The 20,249-nt window shown below is 43.6% G+C and carries 17 protein-coding genes; 8 read left to right on the top strand and 9 right to left on the bottom strand.

Going from position 1 to position 20,249, the window contains the following annotated elements; all coding sequences use genetic code 11:
* Nucleotides 1-21 precede the first annotated feature (21 nt).
* The gene (locus tag PCAR9_RS06160; RefSeq protein ID WP_179982842.1) at nucleotides 22-1,176 is read right to left on the bottom strand and encodes a patatin-like phospholipase family protein; all 1,155 of its coding nucleotides are present in this window, start codon (nucleotides 1,174-1,176) and stop codon (nucleotides 22-24) included.
* A gap of 218 nt (nucleotides 1,177-1,394) precedes the next feature.
* Here PCAR9_RS06160 and PCAR9_RS06165 point away from each other — a divergent pair, with 218 nt between their 5' ends.
* The 3 genes from PCAR9_RS06165 (at nucleotide 1,395) to PCAR9_RS06175 (ending at nucleotide 4,289) form a co-directional block, all read left to right on the top strand.
* Nucleotides 1,395-2,411 carry a 2-dehydropantoate 2-reductase gene (locus tag PCAR9_RS06165; protein WP_179982843.1) on the top strand — a complete coding sequence of 339 codons (1,017 nt, stop codon included), beginning with the start codon at nucleotides 1,395-1,397 and terminating at the stop codon, nucleotides 2,409-2,411.
* 149 nt (nucleotides 2,412-2,560) lie between these two features.
* Nucleotides 2,561-3,787, top strand: a complete 1,227-nt coding sequence (locus PCAR9_RS06170; RefSeq protein WP_179982844.1) for a porin — start codon at nucleotides 2,561-2,563, stop codon at nucleotides 3,785-3,787.
* A gap of 142 nt (nucleotides 3,788-3,929) precedes the next feature.
* Nucleotides 3,930-4,289, top strand: coding sequence for a VOC family protein (locus PCAR9_RS06175; protein ID WP_179982845.1), 360 nt, complete (start codon nucleotides 3,930-3,932; stop codon nucleotides 4,287-4,289).
* Between the two features lie 111 nt (nucleotides 4,290-4,400).
* Here the strand turns inward: PCAR9_RS06175 and asd are convergent, their stop codons facing one another.
* Nucleotides 4,401-5,525, bottom strand: coding sequence for an aspartate-semialdehyde dehydrogenase (gene asd / locus PCAR9_RS06180; protein ID WP_179982846.1), 1,125 nt, complete (start codon nucleotides 5,523-5,525; stop codon nucleotides 4,401-4,403).
* A gap of 414 nt (nucleotides 5,526-5,939) precedes the next feature.
* Here asd and PCAR9_RS06185 point away from each other — a divergent pair, with 414 nt between their 5' ends.
* Nucleotides 5,940-6,740 (top strand): SDR family NAD(P)-dependent oxidoreductase, encoded by an 801-nt coding sequence (locus tag PCAR9_RS06185; RefSeq protein WP_179982847.1) that lies wholly within the window; start codon nucleotides 5,940-5,942, stop codon nucleotides 6,738-6,740.
* 265 nt (nucleotides 6,741-7,005) lie between these two features.
* A complete protein-coding gene (locus tag PCAR9_RS06190; protein WP_179982848.1) occupies nucleotides 7,006-7,572 on the top strand; it encodes a cytochrome b in 567 nt (188 codons plus the stop codon).
* A gap of 101 nt (nucleotides 7,573-7,673) precedes the next feature.
* Here PCAR9_RS06190 and PCAR9_RS06195 read toward each other — a convergent pair whose 3' ends face one another.
* Nucleotides 7,674-8,630: a 2OG-Fe(II) oxygenase family protein gene (locus PCAR9_RS06195; protein WP_179982849.1), complete on the bottom strand. Its 957-nt coding sequence runs from the start codon at nucleotides 8,628-8,630 to the stop codon at nucleotides 7,674-7,676.
* A 399-nt stretch (nucleotides 8,631-9,029) separates the two neighbouring features.
* On the opposite strand from PCAR9_RS06195, the gene PCAR9_RS06200 reads away from it, so the two are divergent.
* Nucleotides 9,030-9,803, top strand: coding sequence for a CmcJ/NvfI family oxidoreductase (locus PCAR9_RS06200; RefSeq protein WP_179982850.1), 774 nt, complete (start codon nucleotides 9,030-9,032; stop codon nucleotides 9,801-9,803).
* Between the two features lie 46 nt (nucleotides 9,804-9,849).
* On the opposite strand, the gene PCAR9_RS06205 is transcribed toward PCAR9_RS06200, so the two are convergent.
* The 4 genes from PCAR9_RS06205 to PCAR9_RS06220 all read right to left on the bottom strand — a co-directional run bounded on the left by PCAR9_RS06205 (nucleotide 9,850) and on the right by PCAR9_RS06220 (nucleotide 14,164).
* Complete coding sequence (locus PCAR9_RS06205; protein ID WP_232091280.1) at nucleotides 9,850-11,415, bottom strand: sensor domain-containing diguanylate cyclase; 1,566 nt, start codon at nucleotides 11,413-11,415, stop codon at nucleotides 9,850-9,852.
* A gap of 1 nt (nucleotide 11,416) precedes the next feature.
* Nucleotides 11,417-11,860 carry a hypothetical protein gene (locus PCAR9_RS06210; RefSeq protein WP_179982852.1) on the bottom strand — a complete coding sequence of 148 codons (444 nt, stop codon included), beginning with the start codon at nucleotides 11,858-11,860 and terminating at the stop codon, nucleotides 11,417-11,419.
* Nucleotides 11,861-11,870: 10 nt separating this feature from the next.
* Entirely contained in the window at nucleotides 11,871-13,115 is a 1,245-nt protein-coding gene (locus tag PCAR9_RS06215; protein ID WP_179982853.1) for a porin, read from the bottom strand.
* Nucleotides 13,116-13,249: 134 nt separating this feature from the next.
* On the bottom strand, nucleotides 13,250-14,164 hold the full coding sequence (locus PCAR9_RS06220) for a LysR family transcriptional regulator (protein WP_179982854.1): 915 nt from the start codon (nucleotides 14,162-14,164) through the stop codon (nucleotides 13,250-13,252).
* A 116-nt stretch (nucleotides 14,165-14,280) separates the two neighbouring features.
* On the opposite strand from PCAR9_RS06220, the gene PCAR9_RS06225 reads away from it, so the two are divergent.
* A complete protein-coding gene (locus PCAR9_RS06225; RefSeq protein ID WP_179982855.1) occupies nucleotides 14,281-15,273 on the top strand; it encodes a zinc-dependent alcohol dehydrogenase family protein in 993 nt (330 codons plus the stop codon).
* Between the two features lie 187 nt (nucleotides 15,274-15,460).
* Complete coding sequence (locus tag PCAR9_RS06230) at nucleotides 15,461-15,958, top strand: M48 metallopeptidase family protein (RefSeq protein ID WP_179982856.1); 498 nt, start codon at nucleotides 15,461-15,463, stop codon at nucleotides 15,956-15,958.
* A gap of 108 nt (nucleotides 15,959-16,066) precedes the next feature.
* Here the strand turns inward: PCAR9_RS06230 and PCAR9_RS06235 are convergent, their stop codons facing one another.
* Both PCAR9_RS06235 and PCAR9_RS06240 read right to left on the bottom strand, forming a co-directional pair.
* Nucleotides 16,067-19,108: an efflux RND transporter permease subunit gene (locus tag PCAR9_RS06235; protein ID WP_179982857.1), complete on the bottom strand. Its 3,042-nt coding sequence runs from the start codon at nucleotides 19,106-19,108 to the stop codon at nucleotides 16,067-16,069.
* 3 nt (nucleotides 19,109-19,111) lie between these two features.
* Complete coding sequence (locus tag PCAR9_RS06240) at nucleotides 19,112-20,200, bottom strand: efflux RND transporter periplasmic adaptor subunit (RefSeq protein WP_179982858.1); 1,089 nt, start codon at nucleotides 20,198-20,200, stop codon at nucleotides 19,112-19,114.
* Nucleotides 20,201-20,249: the final 49 nt, after the last annotated feature.

Here is a 20,249-nt window from a genome sequence, read left to right on the forward strand (position 1 = left end):
TAACAGTAAATAGAGCAGCGATTATGCCGTCATTCGCTTATCTTCTTTCTGCGCATTCATATTCTGTTTCAAACGAGCAGGGAAGGGCAATGTAAGTAAAGGTCGTTTTGCTTTCGCCTCTTTATCTTTAACCTCTTCAATATTCTTCGCAACACGAATATTATCGCTGCCTAACGTTTCGGCTTCGTTCTCTTTGATAAGTACCGCAGCAGCTTCGCTTTCAAATTCAGCTTCTGATGCGCTTTCTGCTTCTAGAAAAGCAATACCTGCCTTTTTGCCTAAGTTGTAATCGTGACGAAGCTGCGCATCAGTGCTGCCTAACAGCTTACTTTGAAGTTTGTTAGGTGCAAAAATTTGAATGACCTCAACCCCTTCTGGTGGATTTTCGATAAACGCTAATTCTTTTTGATACGCATGTTCGTGTTGCAGCAAATAGTCGATAGTTTTTGGGCAGGTACCCGTTGCACACATCACTGCACTTAGCTTTTGTAGCCAAGGTGATTGTGCTTGAAAGCCCTCGTCCACTGTTCTAATCACTACGATTTTTGTAGCGCCGCGGTTATAAGCCTCAGTTACAGGTAAAGGTGCGGCTAAACCACCATCTAAGTAAAAATCGGTATTGGCAGCTTGCTTGGCCTCAATTTCAGTGTGAAGCGGAACACCTTGTTTGTATAACAAGGGCAGTGCGCTTGATGCTTTAATCAATTCAACCCAGTTGTTTTGGCTTTTCATAGGGTTTAGAAAATATGCTTTTCTATCTCTAGCGTTCGTAGCCGTAAACAGTATTTCTCTATCTGCCACGTTGCTTTTAGCAGTATCTAAATCTAGCAAACGGTTCGCTTCTTGGGTTTTATCAAAGTACCAGTCTAAATCGACGATATGTTTGCCCATTAAACCGCGGCCCATCTGAAAGAAACGCTTGTGTCGAGTTAAGCCGCGAATAAGGCGTTTTGCATAGCCTTTTTGACGTGCAACAAAGCTTGTTAAGTTTTGCGAGCCTGCCGATGTGCCAATGAGGATATCGAAGGGGTCGTGACCTGCATCTAACCATGTATCAAGTACACCTGCTGTGAAAATACCGCGTTGACCGCCACCTTCTGCGACTAAAGCAACTTTGCTATTAGCAGAATTTTCAGCGTTACGAGCATTAGTTGACGCAAGTTCTTGACCGAACATGATGACCCTCTATTTGACGATATATAAGTTGACTACTTGGTCTTATTGTAGGGAGATCATTTGTCAGGGGAAAATTGAAAGATTGAATCAAACTAATAGGAAATAACTGATACAAAACGCTTTTTGTTACTAGTGTGTGATTTTTATGTTTACATTTTGATTATTGCGAAGCAGTCTAACTAAATAGCAGAAAGTTAGGCATTATAGGAAAAACATCAATGGATATCGTGGTGTTAGGCGCTGGTAGTATTGGTTGTTACGTTGCGGGTTGTTTGTTGGCGTCCGGCCCTGCATTCAACAGTTCAAATACGCTTACGCTGGTTGGGCGACAGCGATTATACGACGACATCGTAGCAAATGGCTTGAAAGTTACAGATTGGCAGGGCCGCAATCAAATGAACGATGCTCATCACGTCAATTTTACATTAAATAACGATAGCTTAGCTAATGCAGATATCATTCTACTATGTGTTAAAAGCCAAGATACTAAAAGTGCTGCCAACATAATTAATCAATGTGCGAAGCCTGACGCGCTTATAATCAGTCTGCAAAACGGTGTGGGCAATGCTGACTTATTACGCCAACATTTAATACACGCAGTCGTTGCAGGCATGGTGCCATTTAACGTTTTTTACAAAGGAAAGGGGCACTTTCATTGTGGTACAGAGGGGAATTTAGCTTTAGAAGATCCCTATAATCACTGTGAAGAGTTGGTGAAGGCGCTTGAAAACGCTTCGCTGCCTGTGACTGTTTACAGTGACATGGCCGCTGTACAGTATGGCAAGCTTATTATGAATTTAAATAACGCGGTCAATGCATTGTCAGGTATACCGCTTAAATCTCAGCTAGGGAACCGTCAATACAGGCTGGTAATGGCAAAAGTATTGTCCGAGGCGCTGACAGTGCTAAATGCCGAAGGAATAAAACCTGCACGTACTGGGAAGGTTATCCCCAAACTTATGCCGACAATCATGAAACTGCCTAACTTTCTGTTTAAGGCGGTTGCTGCTTCGACGCTTAAAATCGACCCCGAAGCACGCTCTTCCATGTATGAAGATTTGGTACTAGGAAGGCGTACTGAAATAGATTACTTGAACGGTGAGATAGTTAGGTTAGGCAAAAAACATCACATTGCTACACCAATAAATAGCCATATTGTTGAACTAATTAAACAAAGTGAGATAGCACAAAAAGGAAGTCCTCACTTACCAGCCAACGCGCTATTGAACAACTAAAGAGTACAGATGGCCTTTACATAGAAGAGCGCTATATTGCTAAAGAATCATTAAATATTTCATTTTTATGTCACTTTTGTGTCAGCACTCTTGATTCTTATACTAAAGTATATATCCTGCGCACAAATTTCCGTGATACGTAGTGTGTTTTGCTTTACCAATATCGTTTTTCTTTGTGCCTTATATCAACTGTTTTTTTAGCGTCATTTTTTTCCTCGGCCGCTTTAGCGATTGAGGTAGGTGCCGAGCAAGAGTCTTACGAGACCTCGCCCGCTTACAATGGCGACGGTCTAGTGTTTCAAAGTGACAACAACGGCTTTTCGTTGCGCGCTCGAGGGCGAGTGCAGTTTCGCTATGCCAACCCTGGCATTGGCCAACCAACTGAACTTGCCGACTTTGACTACAACGCTGGAAATCAATTCGGTATTAACAGGGCGCGAGTTAAATTAGACGGTCACATTGCTATGCCGTGGATTAACTACGCTGTGGAATACGATGCCGTCGATCAGCGTACGCTAAGTGCAACCCTCGCCTTTGAAAAGTATGACGCGCTTCGGTTTAAGTTTGGTCAGTGGAAAGTTGAATATTCCAGAGAGCGAAGCGTAAGCAGCGGCGGTCAACAAATGATGGATCGCTCTATCATCAATAGAATATTTACACTAGACAGGCAAATGGGCGCATCTATTTACGGTCATATCGATAACGGCGGCGCTGCTAATTTCAATTACTGGGCAGGTGTGTTTAATGGTTCAGGTCGTGGGGACTATAGTAATCATGATGGTGAGGCCATGTATTCGGGTCGTCTGCAGTGGAATTTTTTAGGTAAAGAAGTCGGTTTTAAAAATAGCGACATTGCACGTTCATCTACTCCGAAAGCCGCGATAGCTATCGCAGGGGCTAAATTTAAAAGTCAATTCACGCGTTTCTCTTCTTCTGGTGCAGGAAATCTAACCAATTTTGATGAAGGTGAAATTGAAGGGCAGTACGATATTCAGCAGTTTTTGATTGACGGCGCATACTTTTACCAAGGCTTTAACGCGCAGGCAGAATATCACGAAAAGAAAATCGTGGACGTAGCGAATGACAACATCAAAACAACATTGCGCGGATATTACGTTCAAGCAGGTTACTTTTTAAATGGGTCATTAAGCTGGTGGCCGAAGCCTTTAGAAATTGCTGTCCGCTATGCTACTTATTCACCTAATACTAGCGAGAAAGACGAAGAGTTTTACGAAAAGTCACTGGCACTTAATTGGTTTTTTAAAGGTCACGACAACAAACTTACTGCGCAGGTAAGCAGAATTTCTCTTGATCAGTTCGACAATGAAGTCGGCGATAGCACAATCTATTCACTTCAATGGGATATAAGTTTCTAGCCTTGCACACGGCAAAAACGGCCGTGCTTTGCATTTTCCGTAACGGCTTAACCCAGCGAACAGAGTTATGTCTGTATGGTCGACTCGATAATGATTAGTGCTATGATACTGTCAAATTCGCTTATCGCTAGGCATAACACTCATGCAGGAAAGTACCAAACTTAACTATGTTGAATTTGCATCCCTTGATCTAGAACGTTCAAAAGCCTTTTTCGAAAATGCTTTTAACTGGAGCTTTACTGACTACGGTAGTGAGTATAGTGCCTTTAGTAATTCAGGGTTAGAGGGTGGCATATTCGCAGCGGAACGAGTTTCAAAAGCAGAGAGCGGGGCGCCCTTGTTAGTACTTTATGCCGTTAACATTGCTAAAGCACAACATAATGTAGAAAGCGCGGGCGGAACAATTACTAAACCCTTATTTGATTTTCCCGGTGGGTGCCGTTTTCATTTTGTAGAGCCTGGCGGCAATGAACTTGCTGTTTGGTCTGAGTCGGCTAACTAGAATCATACTCTTTTCTATTGTTTTACGTACATTACGAAGAATACTAGAAATAAAAAACGCCTTACTAGTCACTGGTAAGGCGTTTTATGATTTACTAAGTAAAACTAAGTATTAGTTTTGCTCAAGCACAATGCGCAACATTCTGCGAAGTGGCTCTGCAGCACCCCACAAAAGCTGATCGCCAACGGTGAACGCTGAGATATACTCAGGGCCCATATTAAGCTTGCGAATTCGACCTACTGGGATAGACAGGGTACCGGTAACCTTGGCTGGCGTGAGTTCCTGCATAGTTACTTCACGATCATCAGACACGACTTTTACCCAATCATTGTGTTTCGCTAAGATTTCTTCAATCTCGCTAACTGGTAAGTCTTTTTTAAGCTTAAGCGTAATCGCTTGGCTGTGACATCGCATGGCACCAACGCGTACACAAATACCGTCGATAGGCACTTCACTGCCATTAATACCCAAAATCTTGTTAGCTTCGGCTTGGGCTTTCCACTCTTCGCGGCTTTGTCCAGATGGAAGCTGGGAATCGATATACGGAATTAAGCTTCCTGCAAGAGGAACGCCGAACTGCTCACTAGGGTATTCTGAGCTACGAATAAATTCAGCAACTTGCTGATCGATATCCAATATAGCGGTAGCCGGATCTTCCACTTTGTCTTTAACATTGCTATGAATAGCGCCCATTTGGCTAATAAGTTCACGCATATGCTTAGCGCCCGAACCTGAAGCCGCTTGGTAGGTCATCGGTGATGCCCATTCAACAAGGTCTTGTTCAAATAAGCCGCCTAGAGCCAACAGCATAAGTGACACTGTGCAGTTTCCGCCGACGTATGTACGAATACCTTTTTCAATGCCACTATCAATTTCTTTACGGTTCACTGGGTCTAGTACAATAATCGCATCGTCTTTCATGCGAAGGGCCGACGCTGCGTCAATCCAATAGCCATTCCAGCCAGACGCGCGAAGATCATCATAAACGGCTTTCGTGTAATCACCGCCCTGACAAGTAATAATAATATCTTGTTTTGATAGCGCCTCGATGTCGTGCGCATCTTCTAAAACACCTGCATCTTTGCCAGCAAAGTTTGGCGCTGCAATACCCTTTTGAGAGGTGGTAAAAAAGGTGGGCTCAATGTGCGCGAAATCTTGCTCTTCTTGCATGCGCTGCATTAATACTGAGCCAACCATACCGCGCCAGCCCACTAAACCTACTTTTTGTTGTGACATTAAATTGAGAACCCTTGTTACTAAAATGAAAAGTACCTCATCATATGTATGTTGAAACCACGCGCAGTACACCACAATTCGAAAATGGATAAGGCTACCTGCATAGCATACATAGGATGGCGAACGCCTCGCTCGAAAGCCGGCGTAATACCTGTCGTTTTTATTTTTGTTCCCGCAGTCTAAGTGTTATTGAAGTCGCTGGCTAGATGGTTTTTATAAATTATCTATCGCTGATATAAGCATTTTAAACAGTATTAAAACGAAAGCTGTTGATTATATAGATTACATTGAAACAGCTTTAAGCAATGACACCATTATCAGTCTTCTACTTCACTGATAATGTAAACTAAAGCAGGTTGATTGGTATAAGTCGCTTGCATTGAGTTTTGGGCTTTATTTACGGCAGAGTATGAGATGAAGACGATATTGATAACTGGGGCGACTGACGGCATCGGTCTAGAAACAGCAAAAATGTTAGCCAAAGAAGGACATACCCTTTTTTTACACGGCAGAAGCCAAGGTAAATTAGATAATGTTAAAGGCGCATTAGAAGCGCAATTTCCCGAAAACAGCATCACTGTTCTTCAGGCTGATTTATCGTTGTTCGACGACGTTAAAAAACTTGCCGTAGAGTTAAAAGCAAACACCGACCGTTTAGACATACTTATCAATAACGCAGGTGTTTTTTCCATAGAAAACCCTATTACTGCTGCGGGATTAGATGCTCGGTTCATGGTTAACACTATCGCGCCCTATATGCTTACCCTGTCCCTTGTAGATGTTATGGATGAGCACAGTCGTGTGATAAACGTCTCTTCTGCTGCACAAGCGCCAGTGAACTTTGCTGCCCTAAGAGGTGAAACTCAACTTTCGGATGGCGCAGCTTATGCGCAGAGTAAGTTGGGTATTACTATGTGGACAGCTTATCTTGGGGAAAAGTGTCGGTTGAATGGACCTAAGATGGTTTCGGTGAACCCTAAGTCTTTATTAGGTAGTAAAATGGTTAAAGATGCCTATGGTATTGCAGGTGGCGATTTAAAAGAGGGAGCTAAAATATTTATTGAGGCAGCACTATCTGAACGTTTTGCTAACGTCGCTGGCGATTACTTTGACAATGACCATAATACTTTTGCATCTCCACACCCTTTCGCTAGTTATTCAACGAATAGACAAGCATTGATATCAGAACTTGAAGCAATTATTTCCGCTAACTAGCTATGTTTTTTGGCAGCGCTAAACGCGCGCCACCGACAAATTAGACGCGGTAAGGGGAGTTCCGGCCCCCTTATACTCATATCCATCACAATGAATCTTCACTTGCTTCAAAAGCGCTCTCGAAATTGTTGGCCTCGAATTTGCTGCTCGAATTTACTTTAGTGCCTTTAGATAATTCCTTACAATGTGTAAGGAATTATAAAGTGCCAAGATACGCTTTATGGAAAACGTAGTTCTTGGTATGAACAATTAAAGTGAGAAAAGCATGCAGTACGATAGTCATAACAAATTTGCTACCACTACGGTAATTCTTCATTGGCTGGTGGGATTAACCATTATAGGGTTACTTGCCACAGGCATTTATATGACAGAGAACAATGTCTACGAGCTATTTAGTTGGCATAAGGCATTTGGGTTTCTTGTGCTAATAGTCGCTATAATCCGCGTTATATGGCGAATGAAAAATGGTTGGCCCAGTCCTGCATCGAACTACAAGCCAATTGAGCACAAGCTTGCATCTATCGTTCATTGGGTTTTGATCATAGCTACCTTATTAATGCCTATTTCAGGGTTGATGACCTCAGTATTGGGTGGTCACGGCCTATCCGTGTTCGGATTAGAAGTATTTGCTCAAAACTTTAGCGTAGATGACCCAGAAAAAACCTTACCGATTAATTATGAGTTATCGAAGTTAGGAGGCACTATTCACTTCTATCTCGGCTATACCGTCATTGTTGCTTTATTGCTACACATTGCTGGCGCACTTAAGCACCACATTATTGACAAAGACGGTACGTTGAAGCGTATGCTGGGCAAAACAATTAATGAATAAAGTGTGAAACACTTAAATTCTTCTTTATAGCGCAGCATTGAGTTAGAAACTCAAAGCTGAAAGGAAAGCCGAGTTAATAAATAACTCGGCTTTTTTTCGTATTAGAAAGGTGCAAAACTATCTTTTAGCGTGTTGGGAACTGTCCACCTCGATTTAGCATCCGCTTTCGACGTCGGCAAAACGCCTCGTGGTATTTGCATACTATCGCCATATAGCCATAGCACCATATTGGTTCTGCTGCCGCCAGTAATTGGCTGCGCGGCGTGAGGTACGCTTCCCCTGTGCAGCATCGCAACACCAGGAGCAAACACTGTACGCGTTACCTTACCCGTTTCCTGATTAAAGAAATCGACTTCCGACCCTTTGAAGGTTTCTCCAGGCACGTTTAGATTTACGTTCATTGTCGCGGCGGACGCATCAGTATGCGGGCGAAGCGACGTATCCATACCTTCTTGGTACTGAATTGAAAAGCCAAAGGTTTGGCTATCAAACCCCATGACCTCAGGGAACAACAAGCGAGATACTGGACGCATGTATTTGTCCATGATCACGTTATAGAAGTCTTGGAAGGTTGGCGCTGCTAAATACCCTTCAGAGCGTGCATCTAGCATACCGCCGTTGCGATTCAAAGCAATACCGTATGGAGGGCGAAGGGGGATACCGGCATCAGCAACACCGTCTAAGTAATTGCGCAATAATTGCAGCTTTTCAACATCGAATAGCTGGGCCTGGTATACACCTGGTAATACTTCGTCCCACAAATTTGTCACCGCTTGTTCTTTAGCTGGGTCTTCCCACGCTAGCGTGACGGCATTGCGAAGCGGTTCGCTTATCAAATTTTCGTTTATCCACTCAGCTAATTGCTCGTTTTGCACATCCCATTCTTTCCATGCGGCTTCCAATAGTGAGCGGTTTTTATCCCAAAATTGCTGTACAGATGGTGCTCGTTTAAGCATTTCATCTCTTGACGGAAGGGTAAGTGCACGCGCTTTTTGCAGCGCTCCCACTGATTCTGTTCCAGCATGTGTGGTTTCTACATTACTTTTTACATCAGACATATTTGCTCTCCAATTTACGGTGTCACGACCAACCTTTGTTAGTTCGTTTGGTAGCGTGCCATTCGTTAATTGAAGAATATTCCAATTTTAAAACTAGATAAATGCGTTATTTATTGAGTCAGTATTTAGTTTATTTTGATAATGGTGTGTTCCCAGCTTTAATCGCGCTTGTCATTGCAGAAAACTAACGGTCAGTTTATCTATCACTCATTTATTAACTGCTTTCAGCGTGCGTTGAGTGTTAGCAGTATTTAGATTATCAAGATAATCTAAATACTGCTTCAGTCAGTAAGTGGTTTTTCATATTTTTTGCTACGGGTATAGTTCGCCCCCTAAACGGGTTCGGTAGGTTTCAGAACCCAGTATTCCGGTGATTTTTACTATTTCGAGGGAAGCAATATGAATGCATCTGTAAATTATCATGTCAAAAAACCTTTTATTCAGGCTTTTGAATTTGATGTAGATGGCATAGACGGCAATTTAGTTTCGCCCGAGCTATTTACAACGGATGTTAGCGTTTATGACCTTAGAGAAAGCCAAACAAATACGGTCTTTAATGTTCATGGAATAACCTTTTTAGAAAACCTGAGCCCAGTGGCTTATCCGTTCACGGCTGAACAAGAACAAGTGTACAACAAAGAAATTCAAACATTACTGTCTACACATGTCAGTGCAAAAGACGTACTCGTGTTTGACCATACCATTCGTATAGACGATGAAAGCGCATCTCGGCGTCCAGCCAGAAATGTTCACAACGATTACAGCGAAAAAGGAATTCAACAACGCCTTATTGACTTAGTGGGCGAACAAAAAGCGGCTGAATACAACGAGGGGCATTTTGGCTTTGTAAATATTTGGCGACCGGTAGAAGACACTATAATGTCATCGCCGTTAGGCTTTATCTGCCCAGACTCTATGAACGATGAAGACTGGATGACTATTGCTCTAAAATACCCAGATCGTCATGGAGAGATTTTGGGCGTGGCGGCTAACCGTCAACATCGTTGGTTCTACAAGTCAAAAATGCAGGTGGATGAAGCTATTATTTTTAATATATACGACAATAAAGGCTTACCTTATTTGGCCCACAGTGCTTTAGATATGAAGGAAGAGGGCGCTCCCGGCAATATCGTACGCAAAAGTATTGAGAGTAGGGTGTTGGTTAAGTATTAGGCGGGCTTGAGGCTCGCTAACTCATATCTTCATCATCTAGTCTGCATTAGTTAGCAAAGATAAGGTAGTCATCAGGTGAGGATATCTTATTTTGTTTCGCTTTATACATGGCGATATCAGCTAGCTTTATCAGAGCGTGCAAATCGCGACTTGTTTGAGGGTAAAAAGCCACGCCTACACTCATTGAAACCACAGTAGGCTTGCTTTCGTCATTAAAATAAAAAGGCTGTTTAATGCCAGCATTTACTTTTTCCATAACCCTTTTAACAGACGCTTCATCATCAGCTTGCAGTAACAACATAAACTCATCGCCGCCCCAACGTATGGCGACATCATTTTTGCGTATTTTTTCTTTTAATTGCTCAGCAACAAAAATGAGAACTTCGTCGCCTGCATCATGGCCATAAATATCGTTTACCGCTTTAAAACCGTTAAGGTCAATAAGAGCTAAAGCAAACTGATGTTCTTTTCTCATGAGTTTAGCAATAAGCTTTTCACCACCATTGCGATTGTATATCCCTGTTAACGCGTCGAAGTCTGCCTGTAGGGCAAGCTTTTGTAGCTCTTGTCTACGACTCGAAATATCGTTTAACGTAAGCTGGTAATAACGTTCATCTTCTTCGGTCAGTAATGGGCTAGCAATAAGTTGAACCCATATAGCACTGTCGCTTGCACTACTTTTTAGCTTGTACTCTCCTGTAGCAAACTCGTTTCGCGCAAAGGCCTCTTTAAGTGCAGATTTCATTGCCACGGGTGTTTCGAACAGTTCGTCTAACAACTCGCCGTAGCCTTGCTTTATGCCAAGTCCCGTCTTCTCTACTAAATCGTTAAAGGCATCATTTCGAAGCTCTATAGTGCCATTTTCAGCCATTAACACAGTTGCAGTTTTGGCATTCTCGAACAGCATTCTAAACCGCTTTTCAAGAAACTCTATTTCTTCTCTTAACTGTCGCTCTTGTGTGAACTGCTCTTCAACCTTGGTCAACAATTGGTTGGTGTCGTAAACGAGTTTACCTATTTCACTGCGCGAGTGATATTTCGGGATTGGGATCCTCTGCGATGTTCCAGGCGTGATTTGGTGTAAAGAGTGGCCTACTCGTAGCATCGGGGAGATAATGATGTAATAGGTGATGAACAAAGCCACAATGCCCACAACCAGTGCTTCAGCGTACAAGGAGTAACTATTGTCGGTACTTATTTTTTCTGCCTGACTGATAATGTATTCAAAGTTTGGATATACGTTAACTTCAGCAAGTGACTCCTCTGGCATAAAGGGGTGTCTAACCACAAATACTCGAGGTTTGGTGTTTTTATTAATCGCTTCACTTACATTTGCCTGATAGTAGAGAGCTTCGCTTTTTATAGAGGCTGCTAAAATTTTGTCAGTTTTAACTAAGCCATTAATAGCCTCTGTGGCCAAGTCCTCATCTTCTAAGAATGCGGCGATGGATGCGGTTGCACTTACGGTTTGATAAAGCTCTTCTATATCATTATTGGCTTCGCTTATTTCGTTTTCATAAGTTGCACGATAAAAGAACTCAGCGGTAGTAAATACCACTATCATTGCCGCTGCGATTAGAAACAGCGAAAAACGAAACCCCAGACCTTGCACGTTAATCAAAACGGTATACTACCTTCATACTGTCGGTCACGGTCGACTCATATACATAGGCTAGCGCCGATTCGTCTTGCTCAAGCCGTTGCTTGATGTCGTCGAGGGTTTGCTCTACCGCAGGAGGTTTGACGCGGCCTGAGAATTTTAGTCGTGACCAATAGGCATTAACCCTTGCAAGAGGGAGGCCCACTAAAGACTTGTAAAACTGACTTTTCAATTCGGAATCTAGTTCTACATCAATAGGCGTGGCTTCTTTTCCATTTGGAAACGCCGAGTATTTACCCATAAATAAATCAATTAAGCCTTTTTTATCCAAAACATGTACATCGTTATTAAAGTTAGTGACAACAACAATTTTTTCTTGTGCTTGCGCCATAAATGCAAAGCTTTGCGTTAGAAGTGCTAAGGCAATAATTACGGGGAAGCGTCTAAACAATTTCATGCTTAACCCCTTAAAAACTAAAGCTTAACGCGAGGAATAAGGTGTGCGCGACACCGTCTTCATCGTCAACAATCAACCCATCACGTGCACGAAGCCCGGTACCTCTTGCTTTAACGTCAGTGCGTTCAATTTGTGCTTTAAAGGCTAAGTTTTCTCGTAAGTCCCATCTCCAGCCCAATGAAAATGATTGTTGATTATGAGCCAGCGAACTAGCCACCTCTTCAACAAAAAGAACTATCTCTGCAGTGTTCTGGTTGATGGGGAAACCGGGTTGTTCTTCATTTAGAAAGTAAGTGTCGGTATCAGCAAAGGAGTAGAGAGCGTAAAATGTGTGAGGTCCATAAAGGTAACTTAAGTTCAAAAAACCATTAGTTGAAGGTCTTAGCGCAATCGAGTCTGAATCTATATGGGATAGCTCGCCTGATAGTTCCCAATCGCCCAAGAAGCGATTAAAATACACAGAAGTATAATGAATTGAAGCATCCCGTAGGCTTACTTCACCTGAAAATTTAAGTGCGCCCGCCCAAAAAGGTTGTAATTGAGCGACTGCCGCTGCCACTACCGCAACGTCATCGTTGTCGTTTTTAGCTTCAGTCTGAGTGTGCTTTAGCGCTACGCTCCAGTCAAAAGCAACAAATTCAATGCCTAGTGAGCGTAAATTGTTAAACTTTATTGGGTTGTAGTCGTCACTACTAAAATCGCTTTCACCACTACCCCAAAAGCCCTTAACTGACAAATTGTAGTCGCTAAAGGGCGTGGTGTAACTTATGTCGGCACCATCGAAGCTTCTAGCGGGCACAATACCGTAAACTTCGGTAGGTACTTTTACCCAAGGGTAAGCGATAGAAACGTCTCTGGTATCACTAAAGTGGAAAATATCCGCGGCTAATCTACCCGCTCTTACCTGCCATGCTGGCGAAATATCGTAACGCAAAAAGGCCATTTGGGTGATGGAGCCAATATTTTGTTCGTCTTGCTCTCGATAAACAAATTGCCCTACGAAGTCTAGGTTGTCTGATAATGTGTAATCAAGTTGGACGCCAATCAAACTTAAAGGCTTAAACGCAAAGCCGTCTTTTTTCGCAAATTCTGCTTGCGAACGGTCGGTACGAAACTGATAAGTGCGGGTGTCAGCGGTGGCAGTGGCAAGTGTACCAAAGCCGCTAATATCTAACTTATTTTGTTCTGCCGACGTGCAGTTAGCCAACAGCAAGTTAAAGATGGCCGCGAAGAACAAGTACGGCTTTTTCATCATTTTTTACCCAATTTAAAGTCTGTGACAAATGTTGCCTAAAACAATGTGTCGTGACAATTTTACTTTAGTACAAGCATAGTAGAGAAACTAAGAAGTGACTGAAAAATTGTGTTTTTTGTTTAATTGATACCATTTTACACTACTACACCGTTTAGCTTTTGATCCCAATAAGGCGTGCCGCTAAAGCGGTCGGCTAAGAAATCAATAAATGCGCGAACTTTTGGGGCTAATAAACGGTTGCTAGGATACACTGCCCATAGTGCACAGTCGGTAGCAAGCGGGTAATCTTGTAGTATTTGTACTAGCTGGCCTTTCTCTAAATATGGTGAGCTGCACCAGGTAGCAGTAAGGGTTATACCGCAGCCTTGAATACAGGCATCGCGCACCGCTTCACCATTATCCATACGCAAATGATTAGGCGTTTTCACCGATGTAACCCCATGGGCTCCCTTAAAGTCCCACACCTCTAGCCCAGTTAGATTTACTATCTTGTGGTTTTTTAAGTCGGATGGTGTTTCAGGCACACCATATTTATCTATATAGCTTTTGGCGGCGACAATAATACGTTTGTCATCAGCAAGTTTTTTCGCGTGTAAATTACTGTCTTTCAATTCTGCATCGCGAATGGCAACATCAAAGCCACCTTCTACCACATCCAAAATACTGTCGCTGAATCGGAAGTCGATATTTAGCTTTGGGTATTGTTCTAAAAACTCAGGGATCGCAGGGACTAAGTGCATTCGACCAAATGACGCAGGCGCGGTAACGCGTAATGTACCTTGCGGCGTTTGAGCGCCGCTGCCAACAGCTGCTTGTGCCGTTTCGATACTGTCTAGCACTTCTTGAGCATGGGGAAGAAAAAGCTTTCCATCGTCGGTAAGCGATACTTTTCGGGTAGTCCTGTGAATTAAGCGAACACCTAGCGTTTCTTCAAGTTTACCAATGTGCGCACTCGCCACGGCAGGTGAAATGTTTAGCTCACGCCCCGCTAAGCTGATGTTCGCTGTGCTTGCAATACGCACAAAAAGCTTTAGGTGTTCTATGTTCATTTGGATTATCAATAAAATCTAAAAACTGTTTGCCTTTATACACTAATTATCATTTGGAATTCTAGTGTTTATGATTACTTCCGTACTCATACAACAGGCTTTAAAGGAGCTTAATCATGAAAGCGATGGTAATAAACGAATTTGGCGGTTCTGAACAATTTACACAAAACGATATTGCAGAGCCAACCGTAAAGGCCGGGCATGTAGTTGTGCGTATTGCAGCAAGCAGCGTTAATACAATCGACATGATGATTCGTCAGTCGGGAGCTGATTTACCTTTTGCTCCACAGTTACCCAATGGTGTCCTGGGTATGGACTTTGCCGGCTCCATCGAAGCTGTTGGTGAGGGCGTAACAGAATACAAAGTAGGCGATGAGGTATACGGCTGTGCTGGTGGCCTTGGCGATTTACAAGGTTCACTTGCAGAAAAAATGCTTGCCGATGTTCGCCTTATCGCTCACAAGCCTTCGTCTCTTTCTATGAAAGAAGCCGCAGCAATACCTCTTGTTGGTATTACAGCGTTTGAAGGGTTAACTCGTGCATTAACCAGTGAAGGCCAAAACGTATTAATTCACGGCGGCGCGGGTGGAGTAGGGCATATAGCAGTACAACTTGCCAAACATATGAAGGCAAACGTATTTGCTACAGGCGGCTCTGATGAGCAAAAAGATATTATTGAATCTTTAGGTGCCACTTACATCGATTTTCGTAGTGAATCAGTTGAAGATTATGTGAATAAGTATACAAGCGGTAACGGCTTTGACGTGATCTTCGATACGGTAGGCGGCAATAACCTTCAAAACTCATTTGCAGCAGCCAAGCTTAATGGACAGGTGTCCACTACGCTATCTCTATTAGAGACCGACTTGTCACCCGTTCACTTTAGCGGTTTAAGCTTAAACGTTGTGTTTATGCTACTTCCTATGATCCACAACGTGGGCCGAGAAGCCCATAGCAAAATACTTAAACAGCTAGCGAGTATTGTAGATGCTGGTGCGCTTAAACCAATTATAGATGCAGAAAATTTCACTCTTGAGCAGATAGCACAGGCACATGACCGTCTGGCAAGTGGTAACGCTGTGGGTAAAGTCGTAGTTACCGTAGAATAACTTTAACCTATGGAGTTTAGGTAAACAAACTTCCCGTAGTGCTTCCCTTAGCACACCCTTCGCCGCAGTAACTTTTTCTGCGGCTTTTTTGCTTTTGGGTTTTATATAAAAGTAATGCCTTAGGAATACGAGACCTGTCCACTACGTTCAAATGCTTTATAATTCTTCCGGTAAAGGAGAAACAAACGTGAATGAATATGCTCGGTATTTTGATGGTTACCCCCCAGCTATCGTGGAGCAAGCGCTTCAGCTAATTTCAAACAATCGGTTAAAGACTTATCTGCTAAAAAAGTACCCAGAAGCCCATGACGTAACCACAGACAAGTTGCTGTATCAGTATGCGACTGAATTAAAGAAGCAGTTTTTAAAAAATGCTCCGCCATTTGGGCGCGCCGCGTTTAAAAAGCAAGGGGATATGATAACCAACGCTTTAGGTACGCATACCTACCGTATGCAAGGTAAAACGCGCAAGCACGATTTAGCCATTAATAACGATTTGCTCTATGCGCCAGAGCCGCTCTTAAAAGCACTAGTAGTTCATGAGCTGGCGCACTTTAAAGAAAAGGACCACAACAAAGCTTTTTATAAATTTTGCTGTTATATGGAGCCTGATTACCATCAGCTTGAGCTAGATTTAAGGTTATTCTGTGTAGCCGTTGCTATGGGGGATAATCCATACGTTTGACGTAAATACACGAACAGTATTTAGTTAAATAGAGACGCAAATAAGGGTATAGGTCTCTCTACTAGACTTCGTCAAATGTCCGATAGAGAGACCACTACCAAATAAGTATTAGCTCTTGCGATAGCTAACTTTAAACAGCAGGCTATAAAGCACGGGTACAGCGATAAGCGTAAGCACTGTGGCAAACGCTAATCCGCCCATAATGGTCACTGCCATATCTGCAAAAAAGGCGTCAAATAGCAGCGGTGCCATCCCTAAAATAGTCGTTACCGCGGCTAATGATACCGGGCGTACACGGCTGATAGTAGCGTCAACAATGGCTTGCCTGATAGCTAAACCTTCCTCTATTTGAAGGTCAATTTCTTCAATAAGCACTATGGCATTCTTAATAAGCATTCCAAACAAGCTTAAGAAGCCGAGTAGTGACATAAAGCCAAAGGGCATATCAGTACTAAGAAGTCCTGTCACAACACCGACCACGGCCATAGGTACCACAAGCCAAATGATAAGTGGCTGGCGCGCATGACCAAATAGCAATACCGAGATAATAAACATGACTAAAAAGCCGGCGGGCAATCCGGCGCCAAGTGCTTTTTGTGCATCGCTAGAGCTTTCAAACTCGCCGCCCCATTCCAGTGAATACCCTGCCGGTAGCTCAATATCTTCAATAAGAGGGCGAATTCTAGCCAAGGCTTTAGCCGCGGTTTCATGATCGCCTGGTTCAGCTTCTACGGTAATGGTGCGCACACGGTCGCGGCGATGAATACGCATTTCTTCGGTCATTAGATCTAGGCCTTGCGACACCTGTGTAAAAGGCACGTACTGTCGCTGCTGTGTAGACCATACTTGCGATTCGCGTATTGACTGAAGTTCGGTATCTTCTGCCTTGCCCATTTTTGCAATAATGTTGTAGGCATAGTCGCCATCTTGCACTGTACCTAGCTGAACGCCGCTACTTGCATACTGTATGGTTTGGCTAAAGTCACTATGTGAAACTCCAGCAATGCCAGCGTTGTAATTGTCAAACTGCGTATTAATGGCAAAGCCTTTTTCTCGCCAGTTGTGACGTACGTCTTTCACTTGTCCGTCGGCAAACAGTAAGGCTTTAGCCTCTTCAGCCAATGTGCGAAGCACTTCGGTATCAGGGCCCGAGAAACGGGCTTCTAATTTTGCCCCCGAACCGGGCCCAAACTGCATGCGCTCCATGTAAAAGCTTGCGTCGAAATCTAGGTCGGTGAGTTTGTCGGCCAGCGCCGACTGAATGGCCGGAATATTGTCCAGTTCATTGGCGCGAACCATGAAAAAGGCATAGTTCTCGTTAGCACTTTTAGGCGCATAAGTGAGGGTGAAACGATCTGCGCCTTGCCCGATAAAGGTGGTGACAGCCGTTACATTTTCCATTTCTAAAATACGCGCTTCTGCTTCTTTGGCAATGACTTCAGTAGCGCGTATATCTCTATCTTGCGGCCCCCAGTAATGCACAAAGAATAGCGGCGCATTTGATGGTGGGAAGAAGCCCTGTTTAACCATGCCAAAGCTTCCATAAGCCACAATGGTGATGACAAATAGCACACCAATAGTGACCCACCGAAGTTTAAGCGCGCCAAGTAACGTGCGTTTGAACCAGCGCTGTGATGCCGAGAGTTCTTTGCCAGTAGTTTGACCAATACCTTTGCGGTAAAAGTATGCGCCCAACACTGGTACTAAGGTAACGGCCAATACCCAACTTATCATCAGTGAAACCAAGACAACGGCAAACAAAGAGTAGAGGAACTCCCCGGTGGCATCGTTGGAAAGGCCGATGCCTGAGAATGCCGCAATACCAATAACGGTTGCGCCTAGCAGAGGCCACTGAGTACGTTTAACAATAAAGCTGGCAGATTCTTTAGCTGTAGAGCCTGTGGCCATGCGCAGCATCATACCTTCGGCAACAACAATAGCGTTATCAACCAGCATGCCCATAGCGATAACCATAGCACCAAGAGATATTCGCTGAAGCTGAATATCCATTAGCCACATAACCAGAATTGTACCTAGCACGGTTACAAGCAGTACTGAGCCAACGACCACACCAGAGCGCCAGCCCATAAATAAACATAGGGTTAACGTAACAACGGCTACCGACATCACTAGGTTATTAATAAAACCTGTTACAGACTCATCGACCACAGAGGCCTGATCATAAATTGGGGTGAGCGTAATACCAACAGGTAGCTCTTGAAGTAGCTTTTCCACCTTTGCATTCACTCGTTCGCCCACATCAACAATATTCACGTCAGTGAGAGCTGAGACAGAAAGTGTTAACGCTTCTTCACCGTTGTAGCGCACATGAACAGGCTGTATGTCCGCAGGCTCTAATTTTAATGTGGCAATATCGGCAACTCTAAGTGAACGGTTAGTGCCCGGCACTACTACTGAAAGGTTTGAGATTTCTTCAAGCCTGTCAGGTGCGCGTTCTACAATTAAACGCACATTCTTTTCGTCTACTTTAATCCGACCGCCGTTAAAGGGCCGTAAGTTATCTTCGAAAAGGGCGGCGAGATCGGGAAATGAAATGCCCAAGCCTGCCAGCTGATAGGGGTTGATATACGCCACTATCTGCTCTTTTTGAACACCAGTTACATTTACTTTGGCGACCCCTTCTGTAGTAAGTAAGTCACGTCGGATAACCCGTGCAAATTCGCGAAGTTCACGAGTGTCAAAATCTGGTGCACTTAAGGCGTAGTAAAGGCCATACACATCACCAAAATCATCGAAGACGATGGGGGCTTGTGCGCCGGTGGGAAGTGAACTTGCAGTGTCGCGAAGACGCTTTCTTAGCTCATCCCAAATCTGCGGCAATAAATTACTGTCGTAAGTACTTTTAACTTCAACCGTAATTTCTGAAAGGCCGGGTGATGAAATTGACGTCACTTCTTTTAACTGCGGCATTTGCTGAATGGCAATTTCTAAGCGTTCGGTGACTTCGCGCTCTACTTTTTCAGCACTGGCACCAGGGTAGCTGGTGTATACCTTTACTTGTTTAATAGTAAAGGCAGGGTCTTCCAAACGGCCTATCTTACTCATAGCTAAAATGCCGCCTAAAAGCAGAATGACCACCATCAGCCAAATGTTGACGGGCTTATCAATTGAATAACGTGCGATATCCATAAATTACTTCTCTCCTTGGTAAGGAAGTACTTTCATGTCTGCACGCATTTGTGTTGCTCCAGCAGCAACCACTTGAAGGCCCAGTGATATATCGCCCTGGCCTTTACCCTTAATAATCGCGAGTTCGTTTTCTATATGCTTTACGTCAACAGGTGTTTTTACCACCGAACTTGTTTCGTCGTTATACACCCAAACTGCAAAGCCTGAGTTTTCGTCACCTACAAGGGATCTTACCGGCACAACGAAGCCTTCAGGATATAGGCTACCTTGAAGGCTTACTTTTACTACCGCTCGGGCACCTGGAGTTAGTGGCAACTCTTCACGAGGTTCCATCGCAAACACCACTTCATAGGTTTGCGACACAGGATCAGGCTGTGTTGAGTGCTCTACATAATTTACGGGGTACCACTGGTTGCGATTTGTGGCTAAGGTCGCACTAGCTTGTTTGATCCCACGACCAATATTGGCCGTTAGCAGGCGTTCAGGAACATTGATATTAAAGTAGATTTTTGACACATCTTGAAGGCGAGCAATAGGAGTGCCCGCAGCAACAAAGCTGTTGTTTTCAACAAGGCGTTGTGACACCTTTGCGTCGAACGGGGCATAGAGCTGAGTGTAACTTAAATCTTGCTCTGCATTTTTTAGGTCGATAACCGCAAGCTCATAAGATGTTTTCGCAGTATCGAGCGCGCTTTGTGCAAGAAGCTTTCGTGCAAACATTTTTTCAATTCTATCTAGTTCGCGTTTTGCTTGGTCTAAACGTGTCTTCGACTCTTCCACGCGGCGCTCAAACGGTTTACGGTCGATAGTGGCCAGCAACTTTCCTTTTTCAATATCGCTACCTGTCACTAAGTCGGTTTGAATAAGTCGACCTGAAACTTCAAAGCTTAAATCTACGGTTTTAACCGCCGAAACAACGGCGGGGAAAGTAAACTCGTCAAAATCTGGAATGTTGCTAACGGTAGCCAATTTGACGTAACGAGGCGCAGATTTTGATTGTTGCTCCACAGGTTCTTCTGAAGAGCATGCACTTAAGGTTGAAACCAATAAAACGCTTAAAAATAGAATGTGAGAGAATCGCATTACGGACATAGGTGTGTGTAATCCATTGTCAGGGTAAATGAAGTATAGACATGAGAAC

Source organism: Alteromonas macleodii, from assembly GCF_903772925.1.
Classification (GTDB): domain Bacteria; phylum Pseudomonadota; class Gammaproteobacteria; order Enterobacterales; family Alteromonadaceae; genus Alteromonas; species Alteromonas macleodii_A.